This window comes from Nesterenkonia halotolerans, assembly GCF_014874065.1.
Lineage (GTDB): Bacteria > Actinomycetota > Actinomycetes > Actinomycetales > Micrococcaceae > Nesterenkonia > Nesterenkonia halotolerans.
Genome location: NZ_JADBEE010000001.1, coordinates 890,659 through 909,836 on the forward strand (window position 1 = coordinate 890,659; position 19,178 = coordinate 909,836).

Consider the following 19,178-nt stretch of genomic DNA (forward strand, 5'->3'; position numbering starts at 1 on the left):
GTGGAATACCTTCCCGACGGTGTGCCCGGTAGACCACGGACGCGGGGGTAAAACGCTTGGGAGGGACCGGATCAGCTGAGTCGGTGGGCGCCGGCCGAGGGCTGGGCGAGGAACCCGGTGGGCTCGGTGTAGCCGCGCTGGCGGGCATTCTCCTGCACGGCACCGAGCAGCCCGTCGAAGGAATCGGCATCGATCAGCGCGATCACGCACCCGCCGAAGCCTCCACCCACCTGTCGGGCACCGAGCGCAGGCTGTGCCCCATGATCCTGGTGCGGGGACATCAGCGTCTCGACCAGCGTGTCGGTCTCCGGGACCGTGATCTCGAAGTCATCGCGCTGCGAGGCATGGGAGGCACTGAGGATCTCACCGAGCTCGGCGTAGGCGCCGATGCTCAGCGCCTCCTTGGCGGCGAGCACACGGGTGTTCTCGGTGAGCACGTGGCGGACCCGTCGCAGAATGACCGGGTCCTCAAGCCGAGCGGCCAGGTCCTCAGGGGCGACGCCGTCGTCGTTGAGTTCGCGGAGGCTCTCGAGACCCAGCTGCCGGGCTCCGGTCTCGCACTGGGCGCGCCGGGCGGCGTACTCGCCGTCGACCAGTCGGTGTTCGGCCAGGGAGTCGATGACCAGCAGCGCGAGCCCGTCCTGCGCCAGCGTGAAGGGGACGTGTTCGATCGCCATGCTCCGGGTGTCCAGCAGCAGCGCGCGCTCGGCCTGCGCGGCGATGGACGCCATCTGATCCATGATCCCGCAGGGCATTCCGACGAAGTCGTTCTCTGCGTGCTGGGCCAGCTGAGCCAGTTCAGCGTGGGAGAGTTCGACGCCGGCCAGTTCGGTCGCTGCCAGGCCGACGGAGCATTCCAGGGCGGCCGAGGACGACAGCCCCGCCCCGATCGGAACATCCGAATCGATGAGCAGATCCAGGCCCGGCAGCAGGTGCCCGGCCTGCTCGAGCGACCACAGCATCCCCGCGGCATAGGCGGCCCAGCCCTCGACGACGCCGGGGGCCAGCCCGTCCAGACTGAACTCGGCGGTCTCGCCGTTGAGCAGGGACCGCACATGGACGATCCGGTCGCTGCGGGGGGCGGCGGCGACCCGGCTGGTCTGCGGCAGCGCGAAGGGCAGCACGAAGCCGCCGTTGTAGTCGGTGTGCTCCCCGATCAGGTTCACCCGTCCGGGGGCCGCCCAGATCCCTGCGCTGTCCCGGCCGAAAGCCTCCTGGAAGGCGTCTGCGAGCGCGAGCTGTGCGGCACTCATGCGAGGCCTCCGGCGGAGGTGGGGGCGGTGGGCGTCGCGGTGCCCGAGCTCGCGGCGTCGGGGCTAGCGGTGTCCGAGCCCAGCGCGGTCCACGCGTCGGAGACCATCTGGCGGATGTCTCGGGTGGGCTGCCAGCCGAGGTCGTCCAGGGCGCGCTGCCCCGAGGCCACGAGCACGGCGGGGTCTCCTGCGCGGCGGGGCTCCTCCACGGCGGGGACCTCGCGTCCGGTGACCTCGCGGACGGCGTCGATGACCTGGCGCACCGAGGTGCCGGTGCCGGTGCCCAGGTTGTAGATCTCGTGGGTGCCGGGCACGGCGGCCTTCAGGGCGCGCAGGTGCGCCTCGGCGAGGTCGCGGACGTGGATGTAGTCCCGCACCGCTGTGCCGTCCTCGGTGGGGTAATCGGTGCCGAAGATGCTCGCGCTCTCCTTCTCCCCCGCGGCGACCTTCAGCAGGTTCGGGATCAGGTGGGTCTCCGGGTCGTGACGCTCGCGCAGCTCCCCGGAGGCGCCGGCGACGTTGAAGTAGCGCAGGCTGATGGCTGCCAGGCCGTGGGCGTGTGCCTCGGCGGTGAGCATGTGATCGATCGCGAGCTTCGAGGCGCCGTAGGGGTTGGTCGGCATGGTCTGATCGGTCTCGGCGATGCTGGCGCCGGCGGGCTCCCCGTAGACGGCCGCCGTGGAGGAGAACACGAGGCGGGGCACCCCTGCCTCGCGCATCGCATCGAGCAGGGCGAGGGTGGCGACAATGTTGCCGTGCCAGTATCGCTCCGGGTGGGAGACCGATTCCCCGACCAGCGAGCGCGCGGCGAGGTGGACCACTCCGTCGAAGCTGGAGTCCAGGATGCGTCCGACCTGGAGGAGATCAGCCTCATGCCAGATCGCTCCGCCGAGGATGGAGTCGGCGTGGCCGGTGCTCAGGTTGTCCAGCACCTCCACGGTGTGGCCTTCGGCGAGCAGCTGCTGCACCACCACAGATCCGATGTATCCGGCGCCCCCGGTGACCAGCAGCTTCATCGTGTCTCCTCTGTATGTGGTTCAGCATCTGTCGGTGGTTCAGCGTCTATCGGTGGTTCAGCGTCTGTCGATGGTTCAGCAGAATCCGCGCCGGCGGCGTCAGCGTCGGCAGACCCCGCGCCCAGGTCCACCAGCCGGCGGGCCATGTCCTCGGGTGCGATGTCATTGATGAAGACCCCCATGCCGGATTCGGAGCCGGCCAGGAACTTCAGCTTATTCTCCGCACGCCGGATGGAGAACAGCTGCAGGTGCAGCCGCATCAGTCCGGGTTCCGCGGAGGCCGGGGCCTGCTGCCAGCCGGAGATATACGGCAGCGGGCCGTCGAAGAGCTGGTCGCCGCGCTGGAGCAAGTCCAGGTAGAGCGCGGCGAAGTCATCCCGCTCGGCGCCGGTGAGCTCCGGGAGCCGCTCCACGGCGCGGTGCGGGTAGATGTGCAGCTCCACCGGCCAGCGCGCCCACGCGGGGATGAACGCGGTCCAATGCTCGGTGCGCGCCACGATCCGCCGGCCGTCCGAGACCTCCGCGGCCAGGATGTCGGCGAAGAGATCTGCACCCCGGCGCTCGCGATAGTCCGCGGCGGATTCCAGCAGGGTCCGGGTGCGCGGGGTGATGAACGGGTAGCCATAGATCTGCCCATGCGGATGATGCAGGGTCACGCCGATCTCTTCGCCGCGATTCTCGAAGCAGTAGACCTGCTCGACTCCAGGTTCGGCGAGCATCGCTTCCGAGCGGTCTGCCCAGGCGTCCACCACGGTGCGCATCCGCTCGGCGCTGACCTGGGCCAGCTGCGAGGTGTGGTCATCGGTGAAGCACACCACCTCACACCGGCCCGAGCCGTGCTGGCGGATTCCTGCGGACTCGGCGGCCGCCGTCGTCGTGCTCAGGAAGTCACCGGGGACCGGGACGTCTCCCCGGAAGGAGGGGAAGCGGTTCTCGAAGACGACGACGTCGTACTCGGCCTGTGGGACCTCGCTGGCGCGGTCTTCGGTGGTGGGGCAGAGCGGACATTGATCGGAAGAGGGCAGGTGGGTGCGGTGCTGGCGGGCCGCGGCGATGGCCACCCATTCGCGCAGCAGCGGGTCATAGCGCATCTCATTGCCACCCTCGGGCCGGGTGATCTCCCGGCGATCCTGGACGGTCCGGGTGCGCGGCGCATCGTCGAAGAAGATGATCTCGCGGCCATCGGCGAGCTGCGCACGGGACTTGTGCGCCCGCCGGTGCTGGGTTTCGGGGGCCTCGTGGGCGGTGGTCATCAGGATCTCCTGGTCTCGGTGGTCTCGGCGAGGGTCAGCATCAGCTGTTCGCGCAGCTCTGCGGCGGCCGGGTCCGGGAGCCCGGTGTCGCTGATCAGCGTGTCGATCTGCGCGATCCGGGCGAAGGTGCCCAGGGCCGTGGCGCCCCATTTGGTGTGATCGGCCAGCACGACGGCGCGCGCCCCGGACTGCAGCAGGGTGCGATTGGTCTCGGCCTCCTCGAGGTTCGGCGTGGTGAACCCTGCGGCGGAGGAGAAGCCGTGGGTGCCGAGGAAGACCAGGTCCAGGTGCAGGGAGCGCAGCGCCTGATTCGCGATCGGGCCGACGAGCGCGTCGGAAGGAGTGCGCACCCCGCCGGTGAGGATCACCCTCGGGTCTGCCGCGTCCCGTGTCTGCCCAGCGGTATGGGCGTCAGTGTGAGCGTCGGCGGCGCGGTGGAAGATCGCGGCGATCCGTGGTGAGTTGGTGACCACGGTGAGCTCAGGGACGGTGAGCAGGTGATGGGCCAGGGCCCAGGTGGTGGTACCGGCCGAGAGCCCGACGGACATTCCCGGGGCGAGGAGCTCTGCCGCGGCGGCCGCGATGGCCTGCTTCTCCGGGAGCATCTGGGCGGATTTGGCCTCGAAGCCGGGCTCCTCCGTGCGACGAGCCACCGCAGCGGCGTCTGCTGCGGGAGCCACCGCACCCCCGTGGACTTTCGCGATGAGCCCCGCCTCGGCGAGGTTCTCGAGATCGCGGCGGATGGTCATATCGGAGACCTCGAAGCGCGCGGCCAGCTCCGAGACGCTGACCCCACCGGCCGATTCCAGCAGAGCGACGATCCCAGCGCGGCGCTGAGCTGCAAGCATGGGACCTCCTCAAGACACGTGAACCCGACGATCACATTCAAACACAAGTGAACACTTTCCAACAGACCCTCCTGCCGTTTTACCCCACCTTCCGTGGTCTACCGGCCCCACCGTGTGCCCGGTAAACCAAGCCCCGCCGGGTAAAACGCTGGGTGGGGTGAGCGTTAGGCTGGGTTCATGAGCAATGCAGAGATTCGAGTCGCCGTGCTCGGTGCCGGTGGGCGCATGGGCAGCGAGGCCGTCGAGGCCGTGAAGAACGCCCCGGACATGGAGCTGGTCGCGGCCCACGGTCGCAGCGACACCCTGGAAGAGATCCTCTCCGCGGGTGCCACGCACATCGTGGACCTCACCGTGCCGGACTCCACCGAGGCCAATGTGCGCTTCGCCGTGGAGCACGGGATCTACGCCGTGGTCGGGACCACCGGCTGGGATGCCGACCGGCTGGAACGCCTCGAGCAGCTGCTCTCCGAGCACCCCGAGTCCGGCGTGCTGATCGCCCCTAACTTTGCGCTGGGCTCCGTGCTGGCCACGGCGTTCGCCGCCAAGGCCGCGCAGTATTTCGAGTCTGCGGAGGTCATCGAGCTGCACCATCCGCAGAAGGTCGACGCCCCCTCCGGCACCGCGGTGCGCACTGCGGAGCTGATGGGCGCGGCGCGGGAGGCCGCCGACGTCGCCCCCTCCCCCGATGCGACCGAGACCGCACTCGAGGGCGCTCGCGGCGCCGAGGTGGCCGGCATCCACGTGCATTCGGTCCGCCTGCGCGGACTGGTCGCCCACCAGGAGGTGCTGCTCGGCTCCGCCGGCGAGCAGCTGAGCATCCGTCACGACTCCTTCGACCGCGCCTCCTTCATGCCCGGCGTGCTGCTCGGACTGCGCACCGTGGGATCGCGGCCCGGCCTGACCCACGGGCTCGACGGCTACCTGGACCTGGGGCTGTAGAGCCGATGAAGGCAAAATTCTGGACCGGGCTGGTCATTGCGCTGCTGGCCATCATGCTGGTCGGCGCGGCGGCCTCTGCCTGGCGATTCCTGCGCGTGGACGACCTCGCGGCGCAGCTGATCGGCGCCGGCGCCATGCTGATCGTGGTGCTGGGCGTGTGGGTGCTCGGGCGCGAGCTGCTCTTCGGCATCGGCACCGAGCGGCTCGGCCGTCGACTGGAGGACGAGGGCGGGCTGCCCGAGGACACGGTGGAACGCTCGGCCGGTGGTCGGGCGAACCGCGAGCAGGCTGACGAGCAGTTCAAGGTCTATGCCGCAGAGGCCGAGGCCGCACCGGAGGATTGGCGCTCCTGGTTCCGGCTCTCGATCGCCTATGACACCGCCGGGGACCGGGTCCGCGCGCGCAAGACCATGCGCAAAGCCATCTCGATGGAGAAGTCCTCCCGCGCGGCACGCTGATCCGCGTGCTCTAGCTGCCGACCCACTCCCGGGTGCCGTCGGAGAAGAACTGTTCCTTCCAGATCGGCACCTGGTCCTTGGTCTGTTCCACCAGCTCGGCGCAGGCCTGGAACGCCTCGGCGCGGTGAGCTGACGCTACCGCGGCGACGAGCGCGTGATCACCGATCTCCAGCTGGCCCACCCGGTGCGCCACCCACACCCGCACGGTCGGGAAGCGTGCGGCGATGTCCACGGCCACCTGCGCGATCGCCTCGGCGGCAGAGGGGTGCGCGGTGTAGCTGAGCCGGTCCACGGGCTGACCGTGATCATGATTGCGGACAATGCCGGAGAAGCCGACGACGGCGCCTGCCCGGTCCGCCCAGACCTCCACCTCAGCCTGGGTCAGGCTCAGCGGCTGGTCGCTGAGCTCGGCGAGGATCACCCGCTCCTGCGGGAATTCGAAGGGCTCATCCGCAGAGAGCCCCGCCTGGTTCAGGGACTGGGGCTCCTCCGCGCTCATGAGTCGGTGCCCCAGGAGTCGTGGTCGCGGATGTCGGAGACCTGATCGCAGAGGTGCGGCAGCAGCTTGACGAGGACCTCCATGCCTTCGCGCACGGCTTTCGGCGAGCCCGGAAGGTTCACGATGACGGTCTTGCCGGTCACCCCGGCCACGCCCCGACTCAGCGCGGCCAGCGGATTCTTGGACAGGCCATGGGCGCGCACGGCCTCCATGATGCCGGGGATCTCCTTGTCCAGCAGCGGTTTGGTGAACTCCGGGGTGAGGTCATCCGGGGTGAGGCCGGTGCCGCCGGAGGTGATGATGACGGCCGGTTCGATCTGCACCAGCAGCTCGGAGATGGCCGCGAGCACGCCTTCGCCGTCGGGGATGATCACCGGAGGCCGCGAGAAGAATCCGATCGTCTGTGCGAGTTCCGCGATGACCGGCGCCGAACGATCCTCGGTCACGCCGGTGGCCGCCCGGGTGGAGACGATGACCGGAGCGATCATGCGCGAGGTCTCGGCGTCGGAGTAGTCGGTCTTTCCCAGTTCCGGGGTGTCAGTCATCCAGTCTCCGTCTCAGTCCTGGTCCATTCGCCGCTTCTGCCCCCTGCTTTGAACAGAACCTTCTGGTCCGTGATCACGGCGGCCTTGTCCACGGCCTTGATCATGTCGTACAGAGTCAACGCCGCGACTGCCGCCGCGGTCAATGCTTCAATCTCCACCCCGGTGCGTGAGGTCGTCTTCACCTCGGTGGTGATGAGCACCGATCCCGGTGCGGGAGCATCGACCTCAAGGTCAACGGTCACCTTCGCCACCGGCAGCGGATGGCACAGCGGCACCAGCTCGGGCGTCTTCTTCGCCGCCATGATGCCCGCGATCCGGGCCGTGGCGAGCGCGTCGCCCTTGGGCAGACCGTCCCCTGCAAGCAGGGCGGTGACATTGCTGGTGGTGATGAGCACCGCCTGGGCTCGCGCCACGCGGGAGGTGACCTCCTTGCCGGAGACATCCACCATGTGGGCGCTGCCGTCGCCCCGAACATGGGTCAGCCTCTGCGCGTTCTCGTGATGGTCGCCGGTGGGCTGGGCTGACTCGGCCGGCTCACGACCGTGCTGGGCGATCATCGGGTGCCCACTCCCCGGCCGGTGATCAGCACGGCCTGCCGCTCCGAGCCGGAGGGGACCTCGACGTCGTCCTCGGGCAGCTCCAGCAGGGCGTCCGCGCGGGCCAGGTGTCCCAGCAGGTGCGAGCCGGGGCCGCCTTCGAGCGCCACGGTGGGCACCCCGCCTGCCTCGGCGGCGGCATCGTCGAGGATGCGCACGCGGCGGAACTGCCGCACGCCCTGTGGGGAGCTGATGTCCTCCACAGTGCGCACGGTGATGCGGCGCGGTGGGGCACAGTTGGGATCCACCGCCGCCAGCGCGGGCCGGACCAGGGTCTCCATGCTCACGGCGGAGGACACCGGGTTCCCGGGCAGCGCGATCACGGCGATCGGTGCGTGGGGGTCCTCCTGCTGGGAGCGCCAGTGCAGCAGTCCTCGGCCTTCGAGGTCACCTTCGAGGAGGCCCCATCCTTGAGGTCCGCCGGGCTGCTGGGCCACGGTGCCGAAGGAGATGCCGCGGTTGCCCAGGCCCTGGCGCACCACCTCGTAGGCACCCTTGCTGATGCCCCCGGCCGTGATGATCAGGTGCGGGTGGTGCACGGCCACGAGAGCATCGAGTGCGTCGAGGAACCAGGCCGGGTCATCGGTGCCCACCCGGGAGGTCACGACCTGGTGGCCGAAGGTCTCCAGTACAGCGCCGAGCAGCGGGGTGTCCGAGTCGTAGAGCTGCCCGGGACGCAGTTCGGAGCCGGGCCGGCGGATCTCGTCTCCGGTGGAGAGCACCAGGGTGCGGATGGGTTCGAGAACCTCGAGCTCGGCGTAGCCGCAGGCCACGAGCACCGCCAGCTGGGCGGGGCTGATGACATCACCGGGCTCGGCCAGCAGCTCGCCGGCGGCGATGTCCGAGCCGATGGCGCGGATGTAGCGTCCGCGGGCGACGTCGGCCTCGCTCAGCCCGGCGAAGTGGACTTCTTTGGCGCCGAAGCCCTCGGTGAACTCCACCGGGATGACCAGGTCCGCGCCGGCGGGAATGGGCGCGCCGGTCATCACCTCGTAGGCGGCACCGAGCGGCAGCAGCGCAGGCTCATTGCCCGCGGCGGTGGTGCCGGCCACGGGGAGCCTCGCCTCGCCGTCGCGCACGGTGAGATCAGCGGCGCGCATGGCGAAGCCGTCCATCTGGGAGTTGTCGAACCCGGGAAGCGGGACCTCGGAGACCAGCCGTTCGGCGATGATTCGGCCGGCCACGCCGCCGGCGGAGATCTCCACGGTCTCGGTGGCACGGGCACCCAGCGCGGCACCCAGGACGTCTTTCAGGCGGCTGATGTGCTCTTCAACGGGCACTCGAGTAGTGGTCTCTGACATGGGGCCCAGTCTACGCGGGGCCTCTGACATCTCCCGAGGCGGCCAGCGGGGGTCCAGCCGGCGGGGATACGATGGCCGCATGCAGCAGGCTCAGCATGACCTCACCCCTGCTCCGGGCCATACGGCGCCGGTGCAGCTGGGAATGCCGGCGCTGCGAAGCCGGTCCGGCTCCAGCGATCGTCCGCCCACCGGGGCGACCGGCCCCGACACCACCGGGCCCGATCCCTCACGCGGGCTCATGGACTCCTTCGGCCGCCGCGCCACCGACCTGCGGATCTCGCTGATCGACAAGTGCAATCTGCGCTGCACCTACTGCATGCCCGCTGAGGGACTCCCCTGGCTCAGCAAGGACCAGCTGCTCTCGGCCGCTGAGATCCGCCGCCTCGTCCACATCGGTGTGAACACGCTCGGCGTGCGCGAACTGCGCCTGACCGGCGGGGAGCCGCTGGTGCGCGCCGACCTGGTGGACATCATCGCCGGGCTGCGCGCCGATCACCCCGATCTGCCCATCGCCATGACCACCAACGCCATCGGCCTGGAACGCAAGGCCGCGGCCCTCGCCGAGGCCGGGCTGACCCGGGTGAACATCTCCCTGGACTCGGTGCATCGCGAGACCTTCGCCCAGCTGACCCGACGCGACTCCCTGGACAAGGTGCTGATCGGCGTGGAGGCCGCGGCAGCCGCCGGACTCACTCCGCTGAAGATCAACGCGGTGCTGATGCGCGGGGTCAATGACACCCACGCCGCTGATCTGCTGGAATGGTCCGTCGCGCGCGGCTTCGAGCTGCGCTTCATCGAACAGATGCCACTGGACGGGGACCAGCAGTGGAAGGCCGAGGGCACCATCTCCGCCGCCGAGACCCGCGGCCTGCTCTCCGAGCGGTTCCGACTCGCCCCCACCCAGGAGAACCGCGACGGCGCCCCAGCCGAGCGCTTCGACGTCTTCCCGCTGGACACCGCGCCCGGGGCCTCCCCTGAGTCGGCGCCCGAACCGCTGGGCCGCGTGGGGATCATCGCCTCGGTGACCGAGCCGTTCTGCGGCGACTGCCGCCGCACCCGGCTCACCGCGGAGGGGCGCGTGATGAGCTGCCTGTTCTCCAACGAGGAGTTCGACCTGATGCACCTGCTGCGTGCCCCCGAGAGCACGGACGCGGACATCGCCCAGGCCTGGGCCGAGGCCATGTGGGTCAAGCCCGCCGCGCACGGCACCGACCGCCCCGGATTTGATCTGGCAAGCTTCCACCGCCCTGACCGTTCCATGTCAGCGATCGGAGGCTGAGCGCCGTGACCATGCAGGACCCCTCGCCCGCGCAGAACGCAGACGCCGCCTCCCGTGGCGCCACAACCGGCTCAACCGGCGCGGAAAGCACCGGAGACCAGCAGATCACCGTCCGGTTCTTCGCCGCCGCCGCAGAGGCCGCCGGCGCCGAGCAGCTCCAGATTCCACTGCCCAGGCCGTTGCCCGCTGCAGGAATTGCCCTCGCTGAGCTCATCGCAGACCTGCCGCAGCTGGTCCGGCAGCAGACTGCTGAGCACACGGCGGACGACGACGGCGCGCCCACCTCGGGCACATCCCCCTCCGCCGCCCCCAGCCTGGACCGGGTATGTGCGCGCAGCTCGTTCCTGGTCAACGGAGTGCGCGCCCGGTCAGAGAGCACCCAGGTCCAGCCGGGTGACCAGCTGGACGTGCTGCCGCCCTTCGCCGGAGGCTGAGCAGGATCCTCGAGGGGATCAGCTCCTGACATTCAGTGGGACCGCGGAGTAGATTCCGGGGATGACCTGGAGAGATCGTTGAACCGGAGCGCGTGATGACTCGTACCCCGCTGGAGACCGCACTGGCGCAGTTCGCTGCCTACCGGGTCGGAGACCTGCGCGCAGCCCGAATGCTGCTCGACGATGACATGACCTTCACCTCCCCGCAGGATGACCACCTGGACAAGGCCACCTTCTTGGAGACCTGCTTTCCCACCGCGCGACGGTTCCTGCGCCAAGAGATCACCACCGCCGTGGAGATCTCCCCCGGCACGGTGCTGCTGCGCTACATGGCCCAGCTGCCGGGACAGCAGCCGTTCAGCAACGTGGAGATCATCAGCGTGGCCGAAGGGCTCATCACCGAGATCCAGGTCTATTTCGGCGGGGTCGAGACCTCGCCGCCGACCTCGACTACCGGTTGAGCTCGACCTCGGTCAGCGGGAGCACTTCGCGGTCTCCCAGCGGCTGATCCAGCTCCACGACCACCGAGACGGACCGAGCTTCCTGGGTGCAGGCTGAATCGGTGGCGTCGAGCAGGGTCCCGGAGATCGTCGCCACGCGGACCTCGCGATCATTCTCAGCAACCACCGAGCGCACGCCGTAGCAGGCAGGATTGCCGGTGTAGAACGCCAGCTGCAGCTCGGTCTCGGAGAGAACCGCGTAGTCCTGCCAGGAGGAGAGGTGTTCAGCCACCATCTCCTCGGTCTCTTGGATCGGGTCCGGCATCCCATCCGGAGAGACGCTGGCGCCGTCGCTGGGACTGGGCGCCGCGCCGTCGTCGTCGGGATGCACGGCAGCCGGCGGGCTTGTCGGCTCGTCACCATCGCCGGCGTCTATATCGCCGGGCTCCGCGCAGGAGGCCAGCGTGAGGGCCGCGGCGGCGAGAACCAGCAGCGTCCTGCGCCCGCCGCGCATCGTGATCTAGCTGGGGCCGACCACGGTGACCGCTCGCGGGGAGCTGGCCAGCCGGGCGGCGACCTTGCGCAGGTCTTCGGCGGTGATGGCGTCGATCTGGTTCAGCGTGTCGGAGATGTCCACGAACTCCCCGCGCACCAGCTCCGCGCGGCCCAGCCGGGACATGCGTGAGGAGGTCTCCTCCATGCCCAGCACGGTGCCTCCGCGCAGCTGGCCCTTCGCGCGGGTCAGCTCTTCGGCGGTGACGTGGTCGGTGGCGATCCGCTCGAGCTCGGCGGCCATGACCTCGGTGACCTTCTCCACCTTGTTCGGCAGGCATCCGGCGTAGAGGCCGAAGTAGCCGGCGTCGGTCATCGCGGAGGAGAAGGAGTAGGTGGAGTAGGCCAGGCCGCGGCGTTCGCGGACCTCCTGGAAGAGCCGGGAGGACATGCCGCCGCCCAGTACCGCGTGCATCACCGAGAGCGCGAATCGGTCCTCGTCAGCGGCGGGCATGCCGCGTCCGCCGAGGATCACCTGGGACTGCTCCACGGGCTTGATGATGGTCTCGGTGCCGGCGCGGACCGGGATCTCGGTCTCCTGGCCGACCCGGCGCTCAGCCGGTGAACCTGCCACGGTCATGTCCCAGGCGGACTTGTCGAGAGCCTCGGCGATCAGCGAGACCACGTGGTCATGGTCGAGTCCGCCCGCCGCGGTGATGACCAGCTCGTCGGGGCGATACCAGCGCTGGTAGTGGTCGAAGACGTCGTCGCGGCTGGCGGCGTTGATCTCCTCGGGCGTGCCGCCGATGGGTCGGCCCAGCGGGTGCCCGTCCATGACCTGGGAGCCGAAGCGCTCGTGGACCACGTCCTCGGGATCGTCCTCGGCCATGGCGAGCTCTTCGAGGATGACCCCGCGCTCGATCTCCATCTCGGCCGGATCGAGCAGGGCGGAGGTGACGATGTCGGTGAGCACGTCCACGGCCATGGGCAGATCGGTGTCGAGCACCCGCGCGTAGTAGCAGGTGTGCTCCTTGCCGGTGGCGGCGTTGGACTCCCCTCCCACGCTGTCGAAGGCCGAGGCGATCTCCAGCGCGGAGCGGGTCTTGGTGCCCTTGAAGAGCAGGTGCTCCAGGAAGTGGGTGGAGCCGTGCTGGTGGGCGGCCTCGTCGCGGGAGCCCACGCCGATCCAGAATCCGAGGGTGACCGAGCGCTGGCCCGGCATCTCCTCGGTGAGCACGCGCACTCCAGAGGGAAGCACGGAGCGGCGGACGGTGGAGCCGGCGTCGTGGTTCAGGACGCCTTCGGTGTGGGGATCAATGGTGACGCGCATAGGTTCCCCAGGTTACCTGTGCCGCTGAGTGATCCGGCACCTGCGTCTGGACCGGAGAGCTCAGCGGACCACGGAGCTCAGCAGCAGGCTGGTCTCGCTGTTGACCACGCCCTTGATCCCGCGGACCCGGCGCAGCACCTCGTCGAAGTCGCGCAGGTTCTCGCACGAGATCTCCGCGACCAGGTCCCAGCCGCCGTTGGTGGTGTGCAGGGCCATGATCTCCGGGAAGCCGCGCAGCTCCGCGATGACATGGTCGGTGGTGCGGCCCACCACCTCGATGAAGGAGATGGCGCGGACCTCCCCGGTCTCGTTGTGGTCGTGGACGCGCACGCTGAAGCCGACGATGACCCCTGCCGCCTTGAGCTTTTCGATCCGGCTGGTCACCGTGGCGCGGGCGACCCCGAGCTGTTCGGCCAGGGCCGCGACCGGAGCACGGCCGTCCTTGCGCAGCGCGGAGATCAGGCGGCGGTCGAGGTCGGTGAGGCGAGGCATGCACAACATGCTAACTCGAACCCGACACATTGACACCTGATTGCCCCGAAATTCAACAGAACTTCTCTTACATGTACACATCGAGATCTCTAGGCTGAAGTGCATCAACCTGACACGATCCACCCAGCATCAGCAGAGGAGTTCGTCATGACGCAGTTCGTCGACGTCGGAAACATGGCCCGATGGATCCAGCGCGAAGGCGTGGAGCATCTGATGACCGAGATGATCCACTACCTCGAGGATGACTTCCGCCGCTGGGAGAGCTTCGACAAGGTCCCGCGCATCGCCAGCCACACCCCGTTCGGCGTGATCGAGCTGATGCCGACCTCCGACCTGGAGACCTACGCCTTCAAGTACGTCAACGGGCACCCGTTGAACCCTTCGCGCGGGTTCCAGACCGTCACCGCCTTCGGCATGCTCGCCGATGTGGACAACGGCTATCCCACCTTCCTCGCTGAGATGACCCTGCTCACCGCGCTGCGCACCGCCGCCACCTCGGCGATGACCGCCAAGGCGTTGGCGCGGAAGGACTCCCGCCGGATGGCGCTGATCGGCGCCGGTTCGCAGGCCGAGTTCCAGGCGCTGGCGTTCCGCTCTGCGCTGGGCATCGAGGACCTTCAGGTCTTCGACGTGGACCCGGCTGCGGTGGAGAAGCTGCGCCGGAACCTCGAGCCGCTGGGCTTCCGCGTGCTCGCGGCACGGTCCACCGATGAGGCGGTGGCCGGAGTCGACATCATCACCACCTGCACCGCTGACAAGGCGCAGAACACCATCCTCAGTTCCGCACAGGTCTCCCCCGGCGTGCACATCAACGCCGTGGGTGGGGACTGCCCGGGCAAGACCGAGCTGGACGCCGAGATCCTGCGCCGCGGCCGGGTGTTCGTGGAGTACCCCGAGCAGACCCGGATCGAGGGCGAGATCCAGCAGATGGAGGCGGATTTCCCCGTGGTCGAGTTCTGGAAGGTCCTCACCGGGGCCGAGACCGGGCGCCAGTCCGAGGAGCAGATCACGATCTTCGACTCGGTGGGCTTCGCCATCGCCGATCTCTCCGCGCTGCGGTTCGTCCGTGACGCCACCGCTGGCACGGATCTGCAGACCACGCTGGACCTTGTGGCCGATCCCGAGGACCCGAAGGATCTGTTCTCGCTGGTCAGCTCGATGAAGCCGGTGGGGTGAGCGGCCGTGACTGAAATGGTTCAGTCCCCGGTCGCGCGCTTCACCCTGGACGCCGATGGCGCAGCGAAGGTCGCCGCGACTGCTTCCAAACCCGAACAGTCACCCTCCCGGGTGGTGCTCGTGCGGCCGCACCAGTTCACGCCGAACCCGGAGACCGCGGCGGACAATAGCTTCCAGCAGCGTGTGCTCGAAGCGCTGCTGCCCTCCGCGGTGCAGGGAGCCGGTCAGCGGACGGCTCAGGAATCGGCGCGACGGGTCGCTGCTACGGCCTACGCCGAGGTCACCGAACTGGGACGCAGGTTGGAGGCACTGGGCATCGGCGTGGATCTCTTCGATGACCCATCGGCTGAGACGCCTGACAGCGTGTTCCCGAACAACTGGTTCAGCACTCATCCCGACGGCACGGTGACGCTGTATCCGATGTACGCCGAAAATCGTCGGGGCGAGCGACGCACGGACATCCTCGCGCACCTTCAGGAGACCTACCGGGTGCGCCGGGTGGTGGACTACTCCTCGGCGGAGCGGTTCGGTGAGTATCTGGAGGGCACCGGTTCCATGGTGCTGGATCACTGCGAGCGCCTGGCCTACGCCTGCCGTTCGCGGCGGCTCTCACCAGGGCTGTTCAGCGAATTCTGCCGCGACTTCGGATACGCGCCGGTGCTCTTCGACGCCACCGACGGAGCCGGGGTGCAGGTCTATCACACCAATGTGATGATGTCGGTGGGCACCGAGCTGGCGCTGATCAGCAGCGACATGATCCGTGACCGCTCCCAGCGCGAGCACGTGCTCGGCGTCCTGTGTGACTCCGGACGGACCGTGGTGGACCTGAGCATGGAGCAGATCACTCGGTTCGCCGGGAACTGCCTTGAGCTGACCGCGCACGGTCAGCGCTACCTGGTGCTCTCCACCACGGCCGAACGGTCCCTGACGGGCGAGCAGCGGGAGAGCATCTCCGAGTTCTGCACGCTGGTGGCAGTGGATGTCTCCACCGTGGAGGCCGCGGGAGGATCGGTGCGCTGCATGATCGCCGGCAACCACCTCCGCCGACGCTGATAGCCGACGACGACGGCGCCCGGTCGCCCCCACCGGAGGCCCGGGTGCGGCGCTCCGGTCAGTTGCCCAGCCAGTTGCCGTTCGCGTCGTACTGATCGGCGAAGATCTTCGGCGGGGTGTCACCGGGTTCGAGGGTGACGGGGCCGTTGCATCCCCAGTGACTCGCGTCGCGGCAGGAGCCGGAGACGTTCCGTGCGGCGACCCGCCAGATGTCAGCCTCTCCCGGGGAAGCCTGGACGTCCACCGATCCGGGGATGACGATCCAGGGACCGCCGCCACCTACTCGGTATTCGCCCACGAATGTTGTGGTCAGCGCGACCGGGAAGCGCCCGGTGTCGGTATAGACGTGGCTCGTAGGGGTTTCCTGGTTCGTCTTGACCACGGTCTCACCAGCCCAGTTGTCTGGCATGGCTTCACCGGGGTCGTAGGTGACGCCGTGCGTGCCGTCGCCGTAGTTCCAGCTGAAGGTCTGCGGCTGGACTCGGATCTCAACCGGAATGCCGAGGAGGGTCTCGTTGAGCGTCTGCGTGTCCACCTCGGCGAACATATGCGTGTGGCGGTCTTTGTACCCGAAGCCGAGCAGGTCTGGTTCGAACTGCACTTCACCGCCGGCAATGGGGAGCGTGGCGAACGCTTCCTGGACTGCTCCGGGCAGAAGGGCCATGATGTCCACGGCCTCCTCTTCGTCCACTTCTTCCGCCACAGCCTCAGGTACTTCCACTTCCGGAAGACAAGCGAATCCTGCGTTTCCGGTAGCCCCATCCGCGACTGATGTCAGTTGGCCGTCACCCTCCGCGATGCACGCCCGATCGAGACGCTCACGACAATCGACCCGCTCTACGCCGGATGTTTCTGAACACCACACGGGTACAGAGGAACCTTCGGAGGAGGGGGGACCCTGGCTTCCGCCGCCTCCAGCAATCGGCGTCGAATCCCGCGGCATCCCCGGGGATTCTCTAACGGGCCCTTTGATCGGGGCACACGAAGAACCACCCACCGTGGCGCTTGGTGGAGATTGCGCGCCCGACCGGTCCCCCCACATGCCGGTAATACCTGCACATGGGCCGCTACCTGCGGCTAAAGCAACGCTGGCTCCGGAAGGCGTAGCAACGATGAGGACGGAAATGAGCATTGCGAGCACGAGGCTAGTTCGCGTGAACAGCTTCACGGTCAACCATCCTCACTCGGGAAAAAGGCCACCTCTTCGATAAGCCAAGAGCCATCTCCAAATGAAAGGCTCGCCTCGGCTTCCAAATCGTCTCCTGGGTGATCCAGCACTTGATCTCCAGAAGAGTCGTAAACCTGCGTCGCGCTTTCGGAAAGCGTGAAAAGGATATCGATGTCGCCTTCGGTGGTGATGGTCGAAGTGAGTGGATCGCTCACGGCATCGTTCTCAGTCACATGCCAGGCGTTCTCGACGTTGTACACCTCATCGAACTGTTCCGTCGTTCGAGTGCAAATTACACAGTCGGGACCCGACATTGCTTCAAAAGGTTCAGGATCACCTGTCAACTGCAAGTAGGTAGCTGAGTCGAACCAGTACCTCAGAGCCGCCAGCGCACCTTCTTCGGTCTCTTCGTAGATCTCCTCTGGAATCTCAGGCTCGGGCCAGTTCTCTGCGGGTCCATCCGAAGACGCAGGGACCGGCGTCGGCGACGATTCAGGATCCTCGGCCGCGCCCCCTTCACCACTCGGCTCTTCTGAACCCGAAGATCCGCCCTCCGGCGCGGTCTCCCCCGCACTCGGCTCATCACTCGTCCCATCAGGTTCTGCCCCAGCATCTTCACCTCCACAAGAACTCACACTCAACACAAGGACAACCGCGAGGCCCACCGCACTGAGCCCACCCGATGACGTGTTCATGAACCTGTTCCGTCCAGCCTGTGACTGCCTGCCCAACCACCTGTGGGGCAACAGACTAAACAGATCCGCCCCGGCACAAAAGGGGCCGGGGCGGACTGTGGACAGAGCTGGATCTAGAACAACTGGCGGAAGTTCGTCTTCGCGAGGTCGACCAACTCATCGCCGCGACCACTGAGCACCGTTCGCACGGCGTAGAGGGTGAAGCCTTTCGCCTGCTCAGCGGTGATCGTCGGGGGCATCGAGAGCTCCTGACGCTCGGTCACCACGTCCAGCAGCGCGGGCCCGTCGTGGGCCAGGAACTCGTCCACGGCCGCGGGAAGATCTTCAGATTTTTCTACCCGAATCCCCTTGATGTCCATCGCTTCAGCCACCTTGGCGAAGTTCGGGTTCTTCAGCTCGGTGCCGTAGTTGACGATTCCGGCGGCCTTCATCTCCACCTCCACAAAGTTCAGCGAGGAGTTGTTGTAGACCACGGTTTTGATCGGCAGCTCGTTCTGCGTGATGGTCAGCAGCTCCCCCATCAACATCGCCAGCCCACCGTCTCCCGCGAGCGCGATGACCTGCTTCTCCGGTTCGGCCATCTGCGCGCCGATTCCTTGAGAGATCGCGTTCGCCATGGACCCGTGGCTGAAGGAGCCCAGCAGTCGCCGCTTACCGTTCATTGTCAGATACCGGCACGCCCAGACTACCGGTGAGCCGACGTCGGGAAGGAAGATGGCGTCGTCGTCGGCGGCTTCATTGATCAGTTTGGTCAGGTACTGCGGGTGGATGGTTCGCCGCGACGGCGTGGCCAGTGCGTCGAGATCCTTCCGCGTCTTCCTGTAGTGCTCGGTGGAGTCCTTCAGGTGCTTGGAGCTGTGGTTCGCATCCAGCTTGGGCAGCAGTGCGTCCACCGTGTCCTTGACCGTGCCGACCAGGGCCACATCTACCGGCGTGCGCCGGCCGATCTGGGATCCGCGGATATCGACCTGCACCACCTTCGCGTGTTCCGGATAGAACTGCTGATAAGGCAGATCCGAGCCAAGCACCAGCAGGGTCTCGCAGACATCCATCGCCCGGTAGCCGGAGGAGAACCCAAGCAGGCCAGTCATCCCGACGTCGTAAGGGTTGTCCCACTCGACATGCTCTTTGCCGCGCAACGCATGCACGATCGGGGCCTGCAGCCGCTCCGCGATGGCGAGCATTTCCGTATGCGCCCCGGCGGTGCCTGCTCCGGCGAGGATGGTCACGCGCTCGCAGGTGTTGAGCACCTCGGCGGCCCGGTCCAGATCAGTCTCGGACGGGATGACGCGGGAGGTAGTAGGCAGGATCGTTTCGGCCGCCGCTGTGATGTCCGCGAGCGCCACATCCCCGGGGATCACCAGCACGGCCACTCCGCGCTTTTCGATGGCTTCTCGCATGGCCACCCGCAGCAGCCGCGGCATCTGGTCCGCGTGCGACACGTGTTCCACGTAGACGCTGCACTCGCGGAAGAGCTCCTGCGGGTGGGTCTCCTGGAAGTAGGTCGACCCGATCTCTTCGCTGGGGATGTGAGCGGCGATCGCGAGCACGGGGGTCCGCGAGCGCTGTGCGTCGAAGAGCCCGTTGATCAGGTGCAGGTTGCCCGGTCCGCAGCTCCCGGCGCAGACCGCAATCTCGCCGGTGACCTGGGACTCAGCGCTGGCCGCGAAAGCAGCGGCCTCCTCATGACGGGTCGGTATCCACTCGATGGTGCCCGCGGCCCGCAACGCATCGGTCAGACCATTGAGTGAATCCCCGGAGATTCCGTAGATCCTCTCCACTCCACTGGCGTGCAAGGTGTCAACGATGTTCCGTGCAACTGTCGGCATGGCGTCCTTCCAAGAGGTTCGCCGCTGCCGGCGCAGGCGAGCGGCGCGTATGTTCGAAGTCTATGACCCCGTCGCGCCGCCC

The 19,178-nt window shown here is 67.8% G+C and carries 21 protein-coding genes; 7 read left to right on the forward strand and 14 right to left on the reverse strand.

The window, feature by feature from the left end:
- Positions 1 to 71: 71 nt before the first annotated feature.
- The 4 genes from galK to H4W26_RS04060 are packed head-to-tail and all read right to left on the reverse strand — an operon-like array spanning position 72 to position 4,370.
- Positions 72 to 1,253 (reverse strand): galactokinase, encoded by a 1,182-nt coding sequence (galK, locus tag H4W26_RS04045; protein ID WP_192590851.1) that lies wholly within the window; start codon positions 1,251 to 1,253, stop codon positions 72 to 74.
- Positions 1,250 to 2,269, reverse strand: a complete 1,020-nt coding sequence (galE, locus tag H4W26_RS04050) for a UDP-glucose 4-epimerase GalE (protein WP_192590852.1) — start codon at positions 2,267 to 2,269, stop codon at positions 1,250 to 1,252. The genes galK and galE overlap by 4 nt, the downstream gene beginning before the upstream one ends.
- Positions 2,266 to 3,522, reverse strand: a complete 1,257-nt coding sequence (gene galT / locus H4W26_RS04055) for a galactose-1-phosphate uridylyltransferase (protein WP_192590853.1) — start codon at positions 3,520 to 3,522, stop codon at positions 2,266 to 2,268. The genes galE and galT overlap by 4 nt, the downstream gene beginning before the upstream one ends.
- A complete protein-coding gene (locus H4W26_RS04060; protein WP_192590854.1) occupies positions 3,522 to 4,370 on the reverse strand; it encodes a DeoR/GlpR family DNA-binding transcription regulator in 849 nt (282 codons plus the stop codon). The genes galT and H4W26_RS04060 overlap by 1 nt, the downstream gene beginning before the upstream one ends.
- 177 nt (positions 4,371 to 4,547) lie before the next feature.
- Between H4W26_RS04060 and dapB the strand changes: the two genes are divergently transcribed.
- On the forward strand, positions 4,548 to 5,309 hold the full coding sequence (gene dapB, locus H4W26_RS04065; RefSeq protein ID WP_192590855.1) for a 4-hydroxy-tetrahydrodipicolinate reductase: 762 nt from the start codon (positions 4,548 to 4,550) through the stop codon (positions 5,307 to 5,309).
- Between the two features lie 5 nt (positions 5,310 to 5,314).
- Positions 5,315 to 5,767: a hypothetical protein gene (locus H4W26_RS04070; RefSeq protein ID WP_192590856.1), complete on the forward strand. Its 453-nt coding sequence runs from the start codon at positions 5,315 to 5,317 to the stop codon at positions 5,765 to 5,767.
- 10 nt (positions 5,768 to 5,777) lie between these two features.
- Here the strand turns inward: H4W26_RS04070 and H4W26_RS04075 are convergent, their stop codons facing one another.
- The 4 genes from H4W26_RS04075 to H4W26_RS04090 are packed head-to-tail and all read right to left on the reverse strand — an operon-like array spanning position 5,778 to position 8,708.
- Positions 5,778 to 6,266, reverse strand: a complete 489-nt coding sequence (locus tag H4W26_RS04075; protein ID WP_192590857.1) for a molybdenum cofactor biosynthesis protein MoaE — start codon at positions 6,264 to 6,266, stop codon at positions 5,778 to 5,780.
- Positions 6,263 to 6,811 (reverse strand): MogA/MoaB family molybdenum cofactor biosynthesis protein, encoded by a 549-nt coding sequence (locus H4W26_RS04080; RefSeq protein ID WP_192590858.1) that lies wholly within the window; start codon positions 6,809 to 6,811, stop codon positions 6,263 to 6,265. The genes H4W26_RS04075 and H4W26_RS04080 overlap by 4 nt, the downstream gene beginning before the upstream one ends.
- Entirely contained in the window at positions 6,808 to 7,368 is a 561-nt protein-coding gene (moaC, locus tag H4W26_RS04085) for a cyclic pyranopterin monophosphate synthase MoaC (RefSeq protein WP_192590859.1), read from the reverse strand. Before moaC ends, H4W26_RS04080 begins: the two co-directional genes overlap by 4 nt.
- Positions 7,365 to 8,708: a molybdopterin molybdotransferase MoeA gene (locus H4W26_RS04090; protein WP_192590860.1), complete on the reverse strand. Its 1,344-nt coding sequence runs from the start codon at positions 8,706 to 8,708 to the stop codon at positions 7,365 to 7,367. The genes moaC and H4W26_RS04090 overlap by 4 nt, the downstream gene beginning before the upstream one ends.
- Before the next feature lie 142 nt (positions 8,709 to 8,850).
- Here H4W26_RS04090 and moaA point away from each other — a divergent pair, with 142 nt between their 5' ends.
- The 3 genes from moaA (at position 8,851) to H4W26_RS04105 (ending at position 10,882) form a co-directional block, all read left to right on the forward strand.
- A complete protein-coding gene (moaA, locus tag H4W26_RS04095) occupies positions 8,851 to 9,987 on the forward strand; it encodes a GTP 3',8-cyclase MoaA (protein WP_192592005.1) in 1,137 nt (378 codons plus the stop codon).
- 11 nt (positions 9,988 to 9,998) lie between these two features.
- Positions 9,999 to 10,421, forward strand: a complete 423-nt coding sequence (locus H4W26_RS04100) for a MoaD/ThiS family protein (RefSeq protein WP_225939825.1) — start codon at positions 9,999 to 10,001, stop codon at positions 10,419 to 10,421.
- A 95-nt stretch (positions 10,422 to 10,516) separates the two neighbouring features.
- Positions 10,517 to 10,882: a nuclear transport factor 2 family protein gene (locus H4W26_RS04105; protein ID WP_192590861.1), complete on the forward strand. Its 366-nt coding sequence runs from the start codon at positions 10,517 to 10,519 to the stop codon at positions 10,880 to 10,882.
- On the opposite strand, the gene H4W26_RS04110 is transcribed toward H4W26_RS04105, so the two are convergent.
- The 3 genes from H4W26_RS04110 to H4W26_RS04120 are packed head-to-tail and all read right to left on the reverse strand — an operon-like array spanning position 10,872 to position 13,175.
- Positions 10,872 to 11,375, reverse strand: a complete 504-nt coding sequence (locus H4W26_RS04110; protein WP_192590862.1) for a hypothetical protein — start codon at positions 11,373 to 11,375, stop codon at positions 10,872 to 10,874. The genes H4W26_RS04105 and H4W26_RS04110 overlap by 11 nt on opposite strands.
- A 6-nt stretch (positions 11,376 to 11,381) precedes the next feature.
- Complete coding sequence (locus H4W26_RS04115; RefSeq protein WP_192590863.1) at positions 11,382 to 12,683, reverse strand: M16 family metallopeptidase; 1,302 nt, start codon at positions 12,681 to 12,683, stop codon at positions 11,382 to 11,384.
- 60 nt (positions 12,684 to 12,743) lie between these two features.
- Positions 12,744 to 13,175: an Lrp/AsnC family transcriptional regulator gene (locus H4W26_RS04120; protein WP_192590864.1), complete on the reverse strand. Its 432-nt coding sequence runs from the start codon at positions 13,173 to 13,175 to the stop codon at positions 12,744 to 12,746.
- 147 nt (positions 13,176 to 13,322) lie between these two features.
- On the opposite strand from H4W26_RS04120, the gene H4W26_RS04125 reads away from it, so the two are divergent.
- Together H4W26_RS04125 and ctlX are read left to right on the forward strand one after the other, a co-directional pair.
- The gene (locus tag H4W26_RS04125) at positions 13,323 to 14,351 is read left to right on the forward strand and encodes an ornithine cyclodeaminase (RefSeq protein ID WP_192590865.1); all 1,029 of its coding nucleotides are present in this window, start codon (positions 13,323 to 13,325) and stop codon (positions 14,349 to 14,351) included.
- A 15-nt stretch (positions 14,352 to 14,366) separates the two neighbouring features.
- The gene (gene ctlX / locus H4W26_RS04130; RefSeq protein ID WP_192592007.1) at positions 14,367 to 15,404 is read left to right on the forward strand and encodes a citrulline utilization hydrolase CtlX; all 1,038 of its coding nucleotides are present in this window, start codon (positions 14,367 to 14,369) and stop codon (positions 15,402 to 15,404) included.
- Positions 15,405 to 15,462: 58 nt separating this feature from the next.
- Here the strand turns inward: ctlX and H4W26_RS04135 are convergent, their stop codons facing one another.
- The 3 genes from H4W26_RS04135 to poxB all read right to left on the reverse strand — a co-directional run bounded on the left by H4W26_RS04135 (position 15,463) and on the right by poxB (position 19,096).
- Entirely contained in the window at positions 15,463 to 16,125 is a 663-nt protein-coding gene (locus H4W26_RS04135; protein ID WP_318779762.1) for a hypothetical protein, read from the reverse strand.
- A gap of 449 nt (positions 16,126 to 16,574) precedes the next feature.
- Positions 16,575 to 17,267, reverse strand: coding sequence for a DUF6318 family protein (locus H4W26_RS04140; protein ID WP_192590866.1), 693 nt, complete (start codon positions 17,265 to 17,267; stop codon positions 16,575 to 16,577).
- A gap of 113 nt (positions 17,268 to 17,380) precedes the next feature.
- On the reverse strand, positions 17,381 to 19,096 hold the full coding sequence (poxB, locus tag H4W26_RS04145; RefSeq protein WP_192590867.1) for a ubiquinone-dependent pyruvate dehydrogenase: 1,716 nt from the start codon (positions 19,094 to 19,096) through the stop codon (positions 17,381 to 17,383).
- Positions 19,097 to 19,178: the final 82 nt, after the last annotated feature.